13 protein-coding genes are annotated in these 14,858 nt (G+C 60.3%); 8 read left to right on the forward strand and 5 right to left on the reverse strand.

Features of this window, described 5'->3' with window-relative positions; translation table 11 throughout:
* Window positions 1–2: 2 nt before the first annotated feature.
* The 4 genes from acnD to CPH89_RS02420 form a co-directional block, all read right to left on the reverse strand.
* Window positions 3–2,597, reverse strand: a complete 2,595-nt coding sequence (gene acnD / locus CPH89_RS02405) for a Fe/S-dependent 2-methylisocitrate dehydratase AcnD (RefSeq protein WP_053257490.1) — start codon at window positions 2,595–2,597, stop codon at window positions 3–5.
* Window positions 2,598–2,795: 198 nt separating this feature from the next.
* Window positions 2,796–3,923, reverse strand: a complete 1,128-nt coding sequence (prpC, locus tag CPH89_RS02410) for a bifunctional 2-methylcitrate synthase/citrate synthase (protein WP_053257491.1) — start codon at window positions 3,921–3,923, stop codon at window positions 2,796–2,798.
* Between the two features lie 69 nt (window positions 3,924–3,992).
* On the reverse strand, window positions 3,993–4,886 hold the full coding sequence (gene prpB / locus CPH89_RS02415) for a methylisocitrate lyase (protein ID WP_053257492.1): 894 nt from the start codon (window positions 4,884–4,886) through the stop codon (window positions 3,993–3,995).
* The gene (locus CPH89_RS02420; protein WP_053257493.1) at window positions 4,883–5,605 is read right to left on the reverse strand and encodes a GntR family transcriptional regulator; all 723 of its coding nucleotides are present in this window, start codon (window positions 5,603–5,605) and stop codon (window positions 4,883–4,885) included. Before CPH89_RS02420 ends, prpB begins: the two co-directional genes overlap by 4 nt.
* Before the next feature lie 272 nt (window positions 5,606–5,877).
* Between CPH89_RS02420 and rloA the strand changes: the two genes are divergently transcribed.
* From rloA to CPH89_RS02450, 6 genes are all read left to right on the forward strand, one after another.
* Window positions 5,878–6,423: a retropepsin-like aspartic peptidase RloA gene (rloA, locus tag CPH89_RS02425; RefSeq protein ID WP_053257494.1), complete on the forward strand. Its 546-nt coding sequence runs from the start codon at window positions 5,878–5,880 to the stop codon at window positions 6,421–6,423.
* A 5-nt stretch (window positions 6,424–6,428) separates the two neighbouring features.
* Window positions 6,429–7,961, forward strand: a complete 1,533-nt coding sequence (rloB, locus tag CPH89_RS02430; RefSeq protein ID WP_053257495.1) for an osmotic stress tolerance membrane protein RloB — start codon at window positions 6,429–6,431, stop codon at window positions 7,959–7,961.
* Window positions 7,961–8,947 carry an alpha-L-glutamate ligase-like protein gene (locus CPH89_RS02435; RefSeq protein WP_053257496.1) on the forward strand — a complete coding sequence of 329 codons (987 nt, stop codon included), beginning with the start codon at window positions 7,961–7,963 and terminating at the stop codon, window positions 8,945–8,947. Before rloB ends, CPH89_RS02435 begins: the two co-directional genes overlap by 1 nt.
* Window positions 8,948–9,047: 100 nt before the next feature.
* Window positions 9,048–10,391 carry an aminodeoxychorismate synthase component I gene (gene pabB / locus CPH89_RS02440; RefSeq protein WP_053257497.1) on the forward strand — a complete coding sequence of 448 codons (1,344 nt, stop codon included), beginning with the start codon at window positions 9,048–9,050 and terminating at the stop codon, window positions 10,389–10,391.
* A gap of 228 nt (window positions 10,392–10,619) precedes the next feature.
* On the forward strand, window positions 10,620–10,922 hold the full coding sequence (locus tag CPH89_RS02445) for a type II toxin-antitoxin system HigB family toxin (protein WP_053257498.1): 303 nt from the start codon (window positions 10,620–10,622) through the stop codon (window positions 10,920–10,922).
* A complete protein-coding gene (locus CPH89_RS02450) occupies window positions 10,922–11,278 on the forward strand; it encodes a helix-turn-helix domain-containing protein (RefSeq protein ID WP_053257499.1) in 357 nt (118 codons plus the stop codon). The genes CPH89_RS02445 and CPH89_RS02450 overlap by 1 nt, the downstream gene beginning before the upstream one ends.
* Before the next feature lie 65 nt (window positions 11,279–11,343).
* Here the strand turns inward: CPH89_RS02450 and thrH are convergent, their stop codons facing one another.
* A complete protein-coding gene (thrH, locus tag CPH89_RS02455; protein ID WP_027603662.1) occupies window positions 11,344–11,961 on the reverse strand; it encodes a bifunctional phosphoserine phosphatase/homoserine phosphotransferase ThrH in 618 nt (205 codons plus the stop codon).
* 152 nt (window positions 11,962–12,113) lie between these two features.
* On the opposite strand from thrH, the gene CPH89_RS02460 reads away from it, so the two are divergent.
* Complete coding sequence (locus CPH89_RS02460) at window positions 12,114–12,848, forward strand: phosphoadenylyl-sulfate reductase (RefSeq protein ID WP_053257500.1); 735 nt, start codon at window positions 12,114–12,116, stop codon at window positions 12,846–12,848.
* A 470-nt stretch (window positions 12,849–13,318) separates the two neighbouring features.
* Window positions 13,319–14,848, forward strand: coding sequence for an NCS1 family nucleobase:cation symporter-1 (locus tag CPH89_RS02465; protein WP_053257501.1), 1,530 nt, complete (start codon window positions 13,319–13,321; stop codon window positions 14,846–14,848).
* The last annotated feature ends 10 nt before the right edge of the window (window positions 14,849–14,858 follow it).

Raw genomic sequence — 14,858 nt, forward strand, 5'->3', positions numbered from 1 at the left:
CTTCAGGCGGTCGCCGCCGATTCCAGGAAGTCTTGGGCAAACCGCTGCAACACGCCGCCCGCCTCGTAGATCGACACTTCTTCAGCCGTGTCCAGACGGCACGTCACCGGCACTTCGACACGTTCGCCATGCTTGCGGTTGATCACCAGGGTCAACTGCGCACGCGGGGTGCGCTGGCCGATCACGTCATAGGTCTCGCTGCCGTCAATGTTCAAGGTGTGACGGTCGGTGCCCGGCAGGAATTCCAGCGGCAACACGCCCATGCCCACCAGGTTGGTGCGGTGAATGCGTTCAAAGCCTTCGGCGACAATCGCTTCCACACCGGCCAGGCGCACGCCCTTGGCCGCCCAGTCGCGGGACGAGCCCTGGCCGTAGTCGGCACCCGCAATAATGATCAGCGGCTGCTTGCGCTCCATGTAGGTTTCGATGGCTTCCCACATCCGCGTGACCTGGCCTTCGGGCTCGATACGCGCCAGGGAACCCTGCTTGACCTTGCCGTTTTCAACCACCATTTCATTGAACAGTTTCGGGTTGGCGAAGGTTGCGCGCTGCGCGGTCAAGTGGTCGCCGCGGTGGGTGGCGTAGGAGTTGAAGTCAACTTCCGGCAGGCCCATTTTCGCCAGGTATTCACCGGCGGCGCTGTCGAGCATGATCGCGTTGGACGGCGACAGGTGATCGGTGGTGATGTTGTCCGGCAGCACCGCCAACGGGCGCATGCCCTTGAGCGGGCGAGCACCGGCCAGCGCGCCTTCCCAGTACGGCGGGCGGCGTATGTAAGTGCTTTGCGGGCGCCAATCGTACAGCGGCGCGACTTTCGGGCCGGTGTCTTCGTGAATCGCGAACATCGGGATGTACACCGCACGGAACTGCTCCGGTTTGACCGACGCCTTGACCACCGCGTCGATTTCTTCATCGCTCGGCCAGATGTCTTTGAGGCGGATTTCCTTACCGTCGGCATCCAGGCCCAGCACGTCCTTTTCGATGTCAAAACGGATGGTGCCGGCAATCGCATAAGCCACGACCAGCGGCGGCGAAGCGAGGAATGCTTGCTTGGCGTACGGGTGAATGCGCCCGTCAAAGTTGCGGTTACCGGAAAGCACCGCGGTGGCGTAGAGGTCACGGTCGATGATTTCTTGCTGGATCACCGGGTCGAGCGCACCGGACATGCCGTTGCAGGTGGTGCAAGCGAACGCCACCACACCAAAACCCAACTGCTCCAACTCGTGGGTCAAGCCGGCTTCGTCGAGGTACATCGCCACGGTTTTCGAGCCGGGCGCCAGCGAAGATTTGACCCACGGTTTGCGGGCCAGCCCGAGCCTGTTGGCATTGCGTGCCAACAGGCCGGCGGCGATCACGTTGCGCGGGTTGCTGGTGTTGGTGCAACTGGTAATGGCGGCGATGATCACCGCGCCATCCGGCATTTGCCCCGGCACTTCGTCCCACTGCCCGGAGATGCCCTTGGAGGCCAGATCACTGGTGGCGACGCGGGCGTGCGGGTTGCTCGGGCCGGCCATATTGCGTACGACACTGGACAGGTCGAAGGTCAGGCCGCGCTCGTACTGCGCGCCTTTGAGGTCATCCGCCCACAGGCCGGTGTGGCGCGCGTACTGCTCAACCAACGTGACTTGTTCGTCTTCGCGGCCGGTGAGTTTCAGGTAGGCGATGGTCTGCGAGTCGATGTAGAACATGGCCGCGGTGGCGCCATATTCCGGGGCCATGTTGGAGATGGTCGCACGGTCGCCCAGAGTCAGGGCCGAGGCACCTTCGCCGAAGAATTCCAGCCATGCCCCCACCACTTTCTGCTTGCGCAGGAATTCGGTCAGCGCCAGCACCATGTCGGTCGCGGTAATGCCCGGTTGCAGCTTGCCCGTCAGCTCCACGCCGACACTTTCCGGCAAGCGCATCCACGAGGCGCGGCCGAGCATCACACTCTCGGCTTCAAGGCCGCCGACGCCGATGGCGATCACGCCCAGGGCATCCACGTGCGGGGTGTGACTGTCGGTGCCGACGCAGGTATCCGGGAACGCCACACCGTCACGTACCTGAATCACCGGGGACATTTTCTCCAGGTTGATCTGGTGCATGATGCCGTTGCCCGGCGGGATCACGTCGACGTTCTTGAAGGCCTTTTTGGTCCACTCGATAAAGTGGAAACGGTCTTCGTTGCGACGGTCCTCGATGGCGCGGTTTTTCTCGAACGCATCGGGGTCAGCACCACCGGCTTCAACGGCCAGGGAGTGGTCGACGATCAGTTGGGTCGGCACCACCGGGTTGACCTGGGCCGGGTCGCCGCCTTGCAGGGCGATGGCATCGCGCAGGCCGGCGAGGTCGACCAGAGCGGTCTGGCCGAGGATATCGTGGCACACCACGCGCGCCGGGAACCACGGGAAGTCGAGGTCACGCTTGCGCTCGATCAGTTGGCTCAGGGACGCATTGAGCGTGGCCGGGTCGCAACGGCGCACCAGGTTCTCCGCGAGGACGCGGGAGGTGTACGGCAAGGTGGCATAGGCACCGGGGCGGATTGCATCGACTGCCGCGCGGGCGTCGTAGAAATCCAGGCGGCTGCCGGGCAGCGGTTTACGAAATTCAGTGTTCATCGTCAGGACTCGGTCACGGTAGGTTCACAAGGTGCCGACTGACTCCGAGGTGGAATGCGATCAAAATGTGGGAGCGGGCTTGCTCGCGAAAGCGGTGGAACAGTCGCCGGATGTGTTGAATGACACACCGTATTCGCGAGCAAGCCCGCTCCCACATTTTTGATTCGGTTACCACGTCAGAATCGCCGGTCACTTCACTCAGCGACGTTCGATTGGCACGAACTTGCGCTGCTCAACGCCGATATATTCGGCGCTTGGACGGATGATGCGGTTGTTGGCGCGCTGCTCGAACACGTGCGCGGCCCAGCCGGTGAGGCGCGAGCACACAAAGATCGGCGTGAACAGCTTGGTCGGGATGCCCATGAAGTGGTACGCCGAGGCATGGTAGAAGTCGGCATTGGGGAACAACTTCTTCTGCTCCCACATGGTCTTGTCGATGGCTTCGGAAACCGGGAACAGCACGGTATCCCCTACTTCGTCGGCGAGTTTTTTCGACCAGCCCTTGATCACTTCATTGCGCGGGTCGCTGTCTTTGTAGATCGCGTGGCCGAAGCCCATGATCTTGTCTTTGCGCGCCAGCATGCCAAGGGTGCCTTCAACGGCCTCTTCGGCCGAGCCGAAACGCTCGATCATTTCCATCGCCGCTTCGTTGGCGCCGCCATGCAGCGGGCCGCGCAGGGAGCCGATGGCAGCAGTGACGCACGAATACAGGTCGGACAAGGTCGAGGCACACACGCGGGCGGTGAAGGTCGACGCGTTGAATTCGTGCTCGGCGTAGAGGATCAGCGACACGTTCATGACTTTCTCATGCAGTGCGCTCGGCTTTTTGCCATGCAACAGGTGCAGGAAGTGGCCGCCGATGCTGGGCTCGTCGGTCACGCAGTCGATGCGCTTGCCGTCGTGGCTGAAGCGATACCAGTAACACATGATCGCCGGGAAGGCGGCAAGCAGGCGGTCGGTGACATCGCGTTGCACGCTGAAGTCTTTCTCGGGCTCGATATTGCCCAGGAACGAGCAACCCGTGCGCATCACGTCCATCGGGTGGGCGTCGGCAGGAATGCGTTCGAGCACTTCTTTCAGGGCCTGGGGCAGATCGCGCAGGGTGCTCAGCTTTTTGCTGTAGGCCGCCAGCTCGGCGTTGGTCGGCAACTCGCCGTAGAGCAGCAGGTAGGCGACTTCTTCAAATTGCGCGTCGGCGGCGAGTTCACGCACGTCATAACCGCGATAGGTGAGGCCGGCACCGGCCTGGCCTACGGTGGACAGTGCCGTTTGCCCGGCCACCTGGCCACGCAGGCCAGCGCCACTCAGTACTTTTGCTTCAGCCATGGTTCTCTCCAATTTTGTCGTTATTCAGGGAGGCGCGTATGGGAGCAGGCTGGCCCGCTCCCACAGGCTTTACTTCTTCGCGGCGAACAGCGCGTCGAGCTTCTGCTCGAAGGTGTGGTAGTCGATGCGATCGTAAAGCTCCATGCGGGTCTGCATGGTGTCGATCACGTTCTGTTGGGTGCCGTCGCGACGGATCGCGGTGTAGACGTTCTCGGCGGCCTTGTTCATGGCACGGAACGCCGAGAGCGGGTACAGCACGATGGAAACATCGGCAGATTTCAACTGTTCGGTGGTGTACAGCGGGGTTGCGCCAAATTCGGTGATGTTGGCCAGGATCGGCGCCTTCACGCGGGCGGCGAACAGTTTGTACATCTCCAGTTCAGTGATGGCTTCCGGGAACACCATGTCGGCGCCGGCTTCGATGCAGGCGGCGGCACGCTCCAGGGCGGATTCCAGCCCTTCGACGGCAAGGGCGTCGGTGCGTGCCATGATCACAAAGCTGTCATCGGTGCGCGCATCCACGGCGGCCTTGATGCGGTCGACCATTTCCTGCTGGGACACGATTTCCTTATTCGGGCGATGACCGCAGCGCTTGGCGCCAACCTGGTCTTCGATGTGGATGGCAGCGGCGCCGAACTTGATCATCGATTTGACCGTGCGCGCCACGTTGAAGGCTGACGAACCGAACCCGGTGTCCACGTCCACTAGCAGCGGCAAGTCGCACACGTCAGTGATACGGCGCACGTCGGTCAGCACATCATCCAGGCCGGTGATGCCCAGGTCCGGCACACCGAGCGAGCCGGCAGCGACGCCGCCGCCCGAGAGGTAAATGGCCTTGAAACCGGCGCGCTTGGCCAGCAGCGCGTGGTTGGCGTTGATTGCGCCCACCACTTGCAATGGCTGTTCGCTGGCGACGGCATCACGGAAACGCTGGCCTGGAGTAGTTTTATTGTTGGAACTCATGACTCACCTCGCTGAGTGGCTGTCTGGGGCGCGCCGTCCGGGAAGTGACGGGCGATATTGCGTTTGGAGGCGCCGATATGCCGGCGCATCAACAATTCGGCCAGTTCACCGTCGCGATCGGCAATCGCATCAAGAATGCGGTGATGCTCGGCAAAGGCCTGGCGTGGACGATTGGGGGTGGCAGAGAACTGGATGCGGTACATGCGCACCAACTGGTACAGCTCGCCGCAGAGCATCTGGGTCAGCGTGCGATTACCGGCACCTTGAATTATCCGGTAATGAAAATCGAAGTCGCCTTCCTGCTGGTAGTACCCGACACCCGCCTGGAACGCTTCGTCGCGCTCATGGGTGTGCAGCACTTGGCGCAGCTCTTCGATTTCCGCATCGGTCATGCGCTCGGCAGCCAAACGGCAGGCCATGCCTTCCAGGGATTCGCGGATTTCATAGAGCTCGATCAGCTCGGCATGGCTCAAGGACACCACTCGCGCGCCTACGTGGGGCACGCGCACCAGCAGACGCTGACCTTCCAGGCGGTGGATCGCTTCACGCAATGGGCCACGGCTGATGCCGTAGGTGCGCGCCAGCTCTGGCTCGGAGATCTTGCTGCCGGGGGCGATTTCGCCTTTGACGATGGCGGCCTGGATACGCCGGAAGACGTTCTCGGACATGGTCTGGGAATCGTCTTGCGCTACCACTGGGGTTTCCAGTTGATCCAGCATATTGTTGACACCTTTAAAAGCAATGCCGCAAAAACTAGCCAATCAGACCTTGATAGTCAAAGAATAAATCAACATTGTCGACAATCGTCTAATAACCCCTTCTGCCCGCTCCCGGGCATGGCCGCCTGCCAGCGCTGGCGCCAAAAAAGCATCATGTTAGAATGCCCGCCGCTTTTGCCTGACATCACTTGATGAAACGGCGCACTAGAGATTGCGCAGCAATGCCAGTCGCCTTGATGAATTGAACATCGCACTGCACCGCGTCAGGATCTATGAGACTCAAGCCCTTCCTTCTGATTTGCCTACTGTTCCTGCCAGGGCTTATGCCGGGGCTATGTGCTGCCGCCGAGAAAACCGTGTATGGCCTGAATGAATACGCCAAATTGGCCGGCATTGACCTGGAAGTCGCGGCCAAACTCGACACGGGCGCCAAGACCGCCTCGTTGAGCGCACGCGATATCAAGCGCTTCAAGCGTAACGGCGAATCCTGGGTGCGCTTCTACCTGGCTATCGACACCGCCCATTCCCACCCCATCGAACGCCCATTGGCCCGCGTCAGCAAGATCAAGCGCCGCGCCGGTGACTACGACCCCGATGAGGACAAGAACTACACCGCCCGCCCAGTGATTGCCCTGGATATCTGCATGGGCAACGCTTTACGCAGCATCGAAGTGAACTTGACTGACCGCAGCGCCTTCCAATACCCGCTGCTGATCGGCTCCGAAGCGTTGAAACGCTTTGATGCGCTGGTCGACCCCAGTCTTAAATACGCAGCGGGCAAACCTGCCTGCGCCGCCGACGCTCATACCGCCGAGTAAACTGAATGCGCTCTCTGACCCTGCACCTGAAAATCCTTATCACCATCCTGGTGGTATTGGGTATTTCGGTCACCGCCTACCAGATTTTCGTGCTGGGCATCCCCGTCACCGAGGACGCCACCGACGACCTCTGGAACATCGACGCCAAGGTCGAGTTCGTCGCCAACCCCAAAGACCCGGTGAAGATCTCGATGTTCGTGCCGCCCCTGAGCCGCGACTTCGTCAGCCTCAATGAGAGTTTCATCTCCAATAATTACGGCGTCAGCGTCAACCGCACCGACGGCAACCGCAAGGTGACGTGGTCGGCACGCCGAGCCAAAGGCAAGCAGACCCTGTATTACCGACTGGTGCTGACCAAGCGTTACAGCGGTGAAAAGGTCAAGGTCAAGGGCCCGACCTTCCGCGACAGCATCGCAGTCGAAGGCCCGGAGAAAATCGCCGCCGAAGCCTTGCTGGCGCCGATCCGCCAGCACTCGGCGGACGTCGAGACCTTTATCGGCGAGGCTATCAAGCGTACCAACAACCTCAACGACGACAATGTGAAGCTGCTGCTGGCCGGCGATCCGTCGACACCGCACAAGGCCAAGATCGTCGAGCTGCTGCTGTCGATCGCCCACGTGCCGATCGAAAAGGTCCACACCATCCGCCTGGTGGCCGACCAACCGCAAACCCCGGAGCTGTGGCTGCGCAGTTTCAACGGCAATGACTGGCTGTACTTCAACCCGGAAACCGGCGAGCAAGGCCTGCCGTCCGACCGCCTGTTGTGGTGGACCGGCGATGAAAACCTGATCACGGTCGATGGCGGCAAGAAAGCCATGGTGACCTTCAGCCTGAACAACAGCGAAATGAACGCCATTCGCCTGGCCAAGCTGACTGACGAAAATACCGACGCCAACTTCCTCGAATATTCGCTGTACGGCCTGCCGCTGCAAACCCAGCAGACCTTCATGATCATGGTGATGATCCCGATTGGCGTGCTGGTGATTCTGATCCTGCGCAACCTGATCGGCCTGCAGACCCTGGGCACCTTTACCCCGGTGCTGATCGCCCTGGCGTTTCGCGAGACGCAGTTGGGCTTCGGCATCGTCCTGTTTACGATTATCACGGCGCTGGGCCTGTCCCTGCGCTCGTACCTGGAACACTTGAAGTTGCAGATGCTGCCGAGGCTATCGGTGGTGCTGACCTTCGTGGTGGTACTGATTGCGGCCATCAGCCTGTTCAGCCACAAACTCGGCCTGGAACGCGGGCTGTCGGTGGCGTTGTTCCCGATGGTGATCCTGACCATGACCATCGAACGCCTGTCGATCACCTGGGAGGAGCGCGGCGCCAACCATGCGCTGAAAGTGGCGATCGGTACGCTGTTCGCCGCCTCCCTGGCGCACATCATCATGAGCGTGCCGGAGCTGATCTACTTTGTGTTTACCTTCCCGGCGATCCTGTTGATCCTGGTGGGCTTCATGCTGGCCATGGGTCGTTACCGCGGCTACCGCCTGACCGAGCTGGTGCGCTTCAAGGCCTTCCTCAAGGCTGACTCGTAATGTTCGGCTTCTGGAAGACCTGGAAGGCCCTGGAAGCGCGGGGGATCATGGGCATCAACCGGCGTAATGCCGATTACGTGCTCAAGTACAACAAGCGCAGCCTGTACCCGATTGTGGATGACAAGATCATCACCAAGGAACGGGCGATTGCCGCCGGCATCCATGTGCCGGAAATGTACGGGGTCATTTCCACCGAGAAGGAAATCGACAAGCTCGACGCGATCATCGGCGGGCGCAACGACTTCGTGATCAAACCGGCCCAGGGCGCTGGCGGTGATGGCATCCTGGTGGTGGCCGACCGTTTTGAAGGGCGCTATCGCACCGTGTCCGGCAAGATCATCAGTCATGAAGAAATCGAGCACCAGATTTCCAGCATCCTCACCGGCTTGTATTCCCTGGGCGGCCACCGGGACCGTGCGCTGATCGAATACCGCGTGGTGCCGGACCAGATCTTCAAGAGCATCAGCTATGAAGGCGTGCCGGATATCCGCATCATCGTGCTGATGGGCTACCCGGTGATGGCGATGCTGCGCCTGCCGACCCGGCAATCCGGCGGCAAGGCCAACCTGCACCAGGGCGCCATTGGCGTGGGTGTGGACCTGGCCACCGGCCTGACCCTGCGCGGCACCTGGCTGAACAACATCATCACCAAACACCCCGACACCACCAACGCAGTGGACGGTGTGCAACTGCCCAACTGGGATGGTTTCATGCAGCTGGCGGCCGGCTGCTACGAACTGTGCGGGCTGGGCTATATCGGGGTAGACATGGTGCTGGACCAGGAAAAAGGCCCGCTGATCCTCGAACTGAATGCGCGGCCGGGGCTGAATATCCAGATCGCCAACGACTGCGGCCTGACCCTGCGCACCCACGCCGTGGAAGCGCGCCTGGAAGCACTGAAAGCCGCCGGCGTGACGGAAACCCCGCAAGAGCGCGTGACGTTTGTGCAGGAAATGTTTGGGCACATACCCCACGTCGAAGGCTGATCCGGGCTTCAACCTGTCTATCGCCGACATCCCCTCTAGGACCAAATCCTACGGGGGACTACAATCGCCTCCCCCACGCCAATCGCTGATCCGCCCCGCAATGTCGACCTGCTCCGTACACTCGCTGCCCTACCGCGCCAACCCCGCCGACTATTTCGCGGCGATTCGCCATGCCCCCGGTGCGGTGCTGCTCGACAGCGGGCGCCCGGCCGCAGAACGCGGGCGTTATGACGTGCTCAGCGCCTGGCCACAAGCAACCCTGACCGTAAGGCCTGACGAAAGCGGCCGTGATTTCCTGCAACGCTTGCGCGATAACCTGACGCAGCTGGGTGAAGCGGCAATACCGGCGGATTTGCAACTGCCATTTGCCGGCGGCTTGATCGGCTACCTGAGCTACGACTTCGGTCGGCACCTGGAACAGATGCCACACCTGGCGGTGGATGACCTGCACCTGCCGGATGCACGCTTCGGGCTGTATGCCTGGGCGCTGATCAGCGACCACCAGGCACAGACCAGTCAGTTGATCTTCCACCCGGCGCAGGCCGACAGCGAGCGACAACGGTTGATCGACCTGTTCAGCCAGCCTGCCCCGCACACATCGGCCACCTTCAGGCTGCATGGCCCGATGGCGCCCGATCTCACCGCCGAGGCTTATCGCCAGGCCATCGTGCGCATTCAGGACTATATCCAGGCGGGCGACTGCTATCAGGTCAACTTCGCGCAGCGCTTCCGGGCGCCGTGCAGCGGCGACCCATGGGTGGCTTACTGCGCGCTGCGTGAAGCCTGCCCTACGCCCTTTTCAGGTTTCCAGAGCCTGCCGGATCACGGCGCGGTAGTGAGCCTGTCGCCGGAGCGCTTTGTCAGGATCAGCGAACGCCAAGTCGAAACGCGCCCGATCAAAGGCACCCGCCCACGGGGTTTGACGCCCGCAGAGGATGCAGCTCAGGCTGCCGAACTCCTGGCCAGCCCCAAGGATCGCGCCGAAAACCTGATGATCGTCGACCTGCTGCGCAACGACCTCGGTCGCACCTGCCGCACGGGCTCGGTGAACGTGCCGGAGTTGTTCAGCCTGGAAAGCTACCCCAACGTGCACCACCTGGTGAGCAGCGTCACCGGCATCCTGGCCGACGACAAGGACGCCCTCGACCTGATCGCCGGCAGCTTCCCCGGCGGCTCCATCACTGGCGCGCCGAAGATCCGCGCGATGCAGATCATCGACGAGCTGGAGCCGACGCGCCGCGGTTTGTATTGCGGCTCGCTGGTGTACCTGGATGTACGCGGCGAGATGGACAGCTCCATCGCGATTCGCAGTCTGCTGGTCAAGGATGGGCAGGTGTGCTGCTGGGGCGGCGGCGGAATCGTCGCGGACTCGCAGTGGGAGGCGGAGTATCAGGAGTCGCTGACCAAGGTGCGAGTGTTGTTACACACGTTGGAAAACCTCTAGCGGCGCCCATCTGCCTGGCGTTCAGACGCAGAGCCCAGTCGCCGAAAAAACCTGAATCAGAATGGTCGTCGACGGCGTGTGAGCGGGAGGTTAGCGTCCAGCCCCTACCGCCCACCCGCCGTTTGTGAAGGATCACATGAAGCGAATGCCTACTCGTCAGAAATTATTTCCGCGATTGCGTACCCACTCAACCACGCCTATTATCTCCCATATTGGGAGGCTGCCGCGATGCGGATAATCGCTCTTTCTACCTTACGAATATTCTGGGAAAGCCATCCCGCGTACAGCGAGGCCAAAACGCCGCTGGTCGAGCTGTATCGCCACTTGGAGAAAACTACTTACACCACGCCGCAGGCACTCAAAGAAGCGCTCAGGACGGCGAGCATTCTCAAGGCCGGCAGGGTCGTGTTTAACGTGGGCGGCAACAAATATCGAGTGATCATGGCGATCGACTATCAACGACAGCTGGGTTTCGTCCGTTTCGTGGGAACCCATGCGCAATACAACCAGATCAACGCGGAGACCGTGTGATGAACATCAAACCTATTCACTCCCAGGAAGACCTCACGGCGGCGCTCGCACGCGTCGAGCAGCTATGGGGAGCGCACGTCAACTCGCCAGAGGGTGACGAACTGGAAATCCTCGCCGTACTCATTGAGAAGTACGAGGCGGAACATTTTCCAATGCCGGCTTCAGACCCAGTGGAAGCGATTAAATTTCGTATGGAGCAGTTGGGCATGACTGCGCGTGACCTTGAGCCTTTTATCGGTACAAGCGGGCGCGTGTCCGAAGTGCTGAATCACAAGCGAAAGCTGAGCCTGGCGATGATCAAACGCCTGCATGAAGGCTTGAGTATTCCTTATGAGCGCTTGCTGGCCGAGGTTTAGGCGCTGACTGAGCCGCCTTCATCACAGGCGAGCCCGTGATGAGGCCAACAGCATCAACCCATAAACTACAGGCTCAACGGCCGATTCGACGCCTTGATGAACTCTTTTTTCAAGTCCTCAAACGTATGCACCGCTGGGAACTGCGGGAACTCGCGAATCACATTCTCCGGCGCATGGAACAGAATCCCACGGTCAGCTTCGCCGAGCATGGTGGTGTCGTTGTAGGAATCGCCGGCGGCGATCACTCGGTAGTAGAGGGTCTTGAACGCCAGCACCGACTGGCGTTTGGGGTCCTTCTGGCGCAGTTGGTAGCTCACCACCCGGTCGTTCTCATCGGTAATCAACCGGTGGCACAGCAAGGTCGGAAAACCCAGTTGACGCATCAGCGGCTGGGAGAATTCGTAGAAGGTGTCTGACAAAATCACCACCTGGAAGCGCTCGCGCAGCCAGTTGACGAACTCGATGGCACCGTCCAGCGGCTTGAGGGTGGCGATCACTTCCTGGATATCGGCGAGCTTGAGTCCGTGTTCGTCGAGGATGCGCAGGCGCTGCTTCATCAGCACGTCGTAGTCGGGAATATCCCGGGTGGTGGCCCGCAGGGATTCAATACCGGTTTTTTCGGCGAAGGCGATCCAGATTTCCGGAACCAGCACCCCTTCCAGGTCGAGACAGGCAATTTCCACAACACACCCCTATTTATAGTGTTCAAGTTGAGCGAGCAAAAGGACTGCCGAACTCTAGCGACTCAAGCTCGGCCCCGCAACGCAGGGCGGATTTTGATACCATCGCTCCCCTATAGAGCGCTCAGCGCCACTGACCTGTAGGAACCGTCCTGATGAACCAAGCCTTTGACGTCGCTGAACTCTCTGCGACTTACGCAAACAAATCCGCCCAGGACATTCTCAAGCTGGCCTTCAGTCAGTTCGGCGATGACCTGTGGATTTCCTTCAGCGGCGCCGAGGACGTGGTGCTGGTAGACATGGCCTGGAAGCTGAACAAGAACGTCAAGGTGTTCAGCCTCGACACCGGTCGCCTGCACCCGGAGACCTACCGGTTTATCGAGCAGGTGCGCGAGTTCTACAAGATCGACATCGAGCTGATCTCGCCGGACCAGCGCGCGCTGGAACCGTTCGTCAAGGAAAAGGGCCTGTTCAGCTTCTACAAGGACGGCCATGGCGAATGCTGCGGCGTGCGCAAGATCGAGCCGCTGCGCCGCAAACTGTCCGGCGTAAGCGCCTGGGCCACCGGCCAACGCCGCGACCAGAGCCCGGGCACCCGCAGCCAGGTGGCGGCACTGGAGGTCGACAGCGCGTTCTCCACTCCGGAACGCACGCTGTACAAGTTCAACCCGCTGGCACAGATGACCAGCGAGGAAGTCTGGGGTTACATCCGTATGCTGGAGCTGCCTTACAACAGCCTGCATGAGCGCGGCTTTATCAGCATCGGCTGCGAGCCGTGCACCCGGCCGGTATTGCCGAACCAGCACGAGCGCGAAGGTCGCTGGTGGTGGGAAGAAGCCACGCAAAAGGAATGTGGCCTGCACGCCGGGAATCTCATCAGCAAAGCCTGAAGACCAGCGCAGTCAACCCTGTGGGAGCGGGCTTGCTCGCGAATGCCGTGGATCAGTCGACCTATTCAGTGACTGGCACTGCACATTCGCAAGCAAGCCTTCTCCCACATTTGCGTTGTGGCGAACATAAATCTTGTACACACCAATGTAACCATCGGTGCCATTTATGTGTGCAATCCATTTAAAAGCGCACCATAACGTAACACCTGTTCCCGGCTCTTTTCGTTCCGTCCCGCACTGCCTCTGCTGCCTGAAAAATAAATACCTGTTCAAATGGTCAATTTATATCGCTTTTAATTCAGTCAGTTATTTGAGAAGCCTACAAAAACGAAATTAATTACCCGTTTCATAGATCCAAAACTGGCACGCATGTGGCTTAAGGTTAAAAGCGCTTTGTATACAATAAATACAAAACATACATACACTTTGCCATCCGCGGCTCGCTCGCCGATGCGCTGGAGCCTGCCGGAATGCGTACCAGCCTCTCAAATAACATCGCACTGGATCTGCCCTCCTCCGCCCTGACCCCGGAGGCTGCAAGCCCCGGCCCGCTGGTGCTCAGCCCTCGCCTGCACAATCGGGACCTGGCGCCCACCAAGGTTGAGGGGCGTCGCTGGGGTCGCTATAGCATTTTCGCGTTGTGGACCAATGACGTGCACAACATCGCCAACTATTCGTTCGCCATCGGTTTATATGCACTGGGCCTTGGCGGTTGGCAGATTCTGTTATCACTGGGGATTGGCGCGGCGCTGGTGTACTTCTTCATGAACTTGTCGGGGTACATGGGGCAAAAGACCGGCGTGCCGTTTCCGGTCATCAGCCGTATCAGTTTCGGTATCCACGGGGCACAAATTCCGGCGCTGATCCGGGCGGTGATTGCGATTGCCTGGTTTGGTATCCAGACCTACCTGGCGTCAGTGGTTTTCCGCGTGCTGTTATCGGCAATTCATCCAGGCTTTGCCGACTACGACCACAACTCGATCCTCGGCCTCTCGACGCTGGGTTGGGCGTGTTTCGTGACGATCTGGTTTGTGCAGCTGGCGATCCTGGCGTACGGCATGGAAATGGTGCGCCGCTATGAAGCGTTCGCCGGGCCGGTCATTCTGGTGACGGTGGCCTCCTTGGCCGGTTGGATGTATTTCCAGGTCGGCGGCAATATCGCCTGGTCGATCCGCGAGCCGCTGAGCGGTGCAGAGATGTGGCGCAATATCTTTGCCGGCGGCGCGTTGTGGCTGACGATCTACGGCACGCTGATTCTCAACTTCTGCGACTTTGCCCGTTCCTCGCCGTGCCGCAAGACCATCCTGGTCGGTAATTTCTGGGGCTTGCCGGTGAATATCCTGGTGTTTGCCGCCATCACCGTGCTGCTCTGCGGCGGGCAGTTCCAGCTCAATGGCCGGGTAATCGAAAGCCCGACCGAAATCATCGCGGCAATCCCCAATACCTTCTTTCTGGTGCTGGGCTGCCTGGCATTCCTGATCGTCACCGTGGCGGTGAACATCATGGCCAACTTCGTCGCGCCGGCCTTTGTGTTGAGTAACCTGGCGCCCAAGTACCTGAACTTCCGACGTGCCGGGCTGATCAGCGCCACCGTGGCAGTGCTGATCCTGCCGTGGAACCTCTACAACAGCCCGCTGGTGATCGTGTATTTCCTGTCCGGCCTGGGCGCGCTGCTCGGGCCGCTGTATGGAGTGATCATGGTCGATTACTGGTTGATCCGTAAAAGCCAGGTGGACGTTCTGCAGTTGTATAGCGAAGACCCGAATGGGGTTTATTACTACAGCCGAGGCGTCAACTTACGCGCAGTCGCGGCGTTTATTCCCGCGGCGGTGATCGCGATCCTGCTGGCGCTGTTGCCGGGCTTTACCAGCGTCGCTCCCTTTTCCTGGCTGTTTGGCGCTGGTATTGCAGGGCTGTTGTACCGGCTGATCGCCAAACGCCAACCGTTCTACGCCGATGTCAGCGGCGAAAGCATTGCAGTCGATAACGTCAGTCATTAACCAAGGACAT

This window comes from Pseudomonas fluorescens (assembly GCF_900215245.1).
In the GTDB taxonomy this organism is placed as follows: Bacteria; Pseudomonadota; Gammaproteobacteria; order Pseudomonadales; family Pseudomonadaceae; genus Aquipseudomonas; species Aquipseudomonas fluorescens.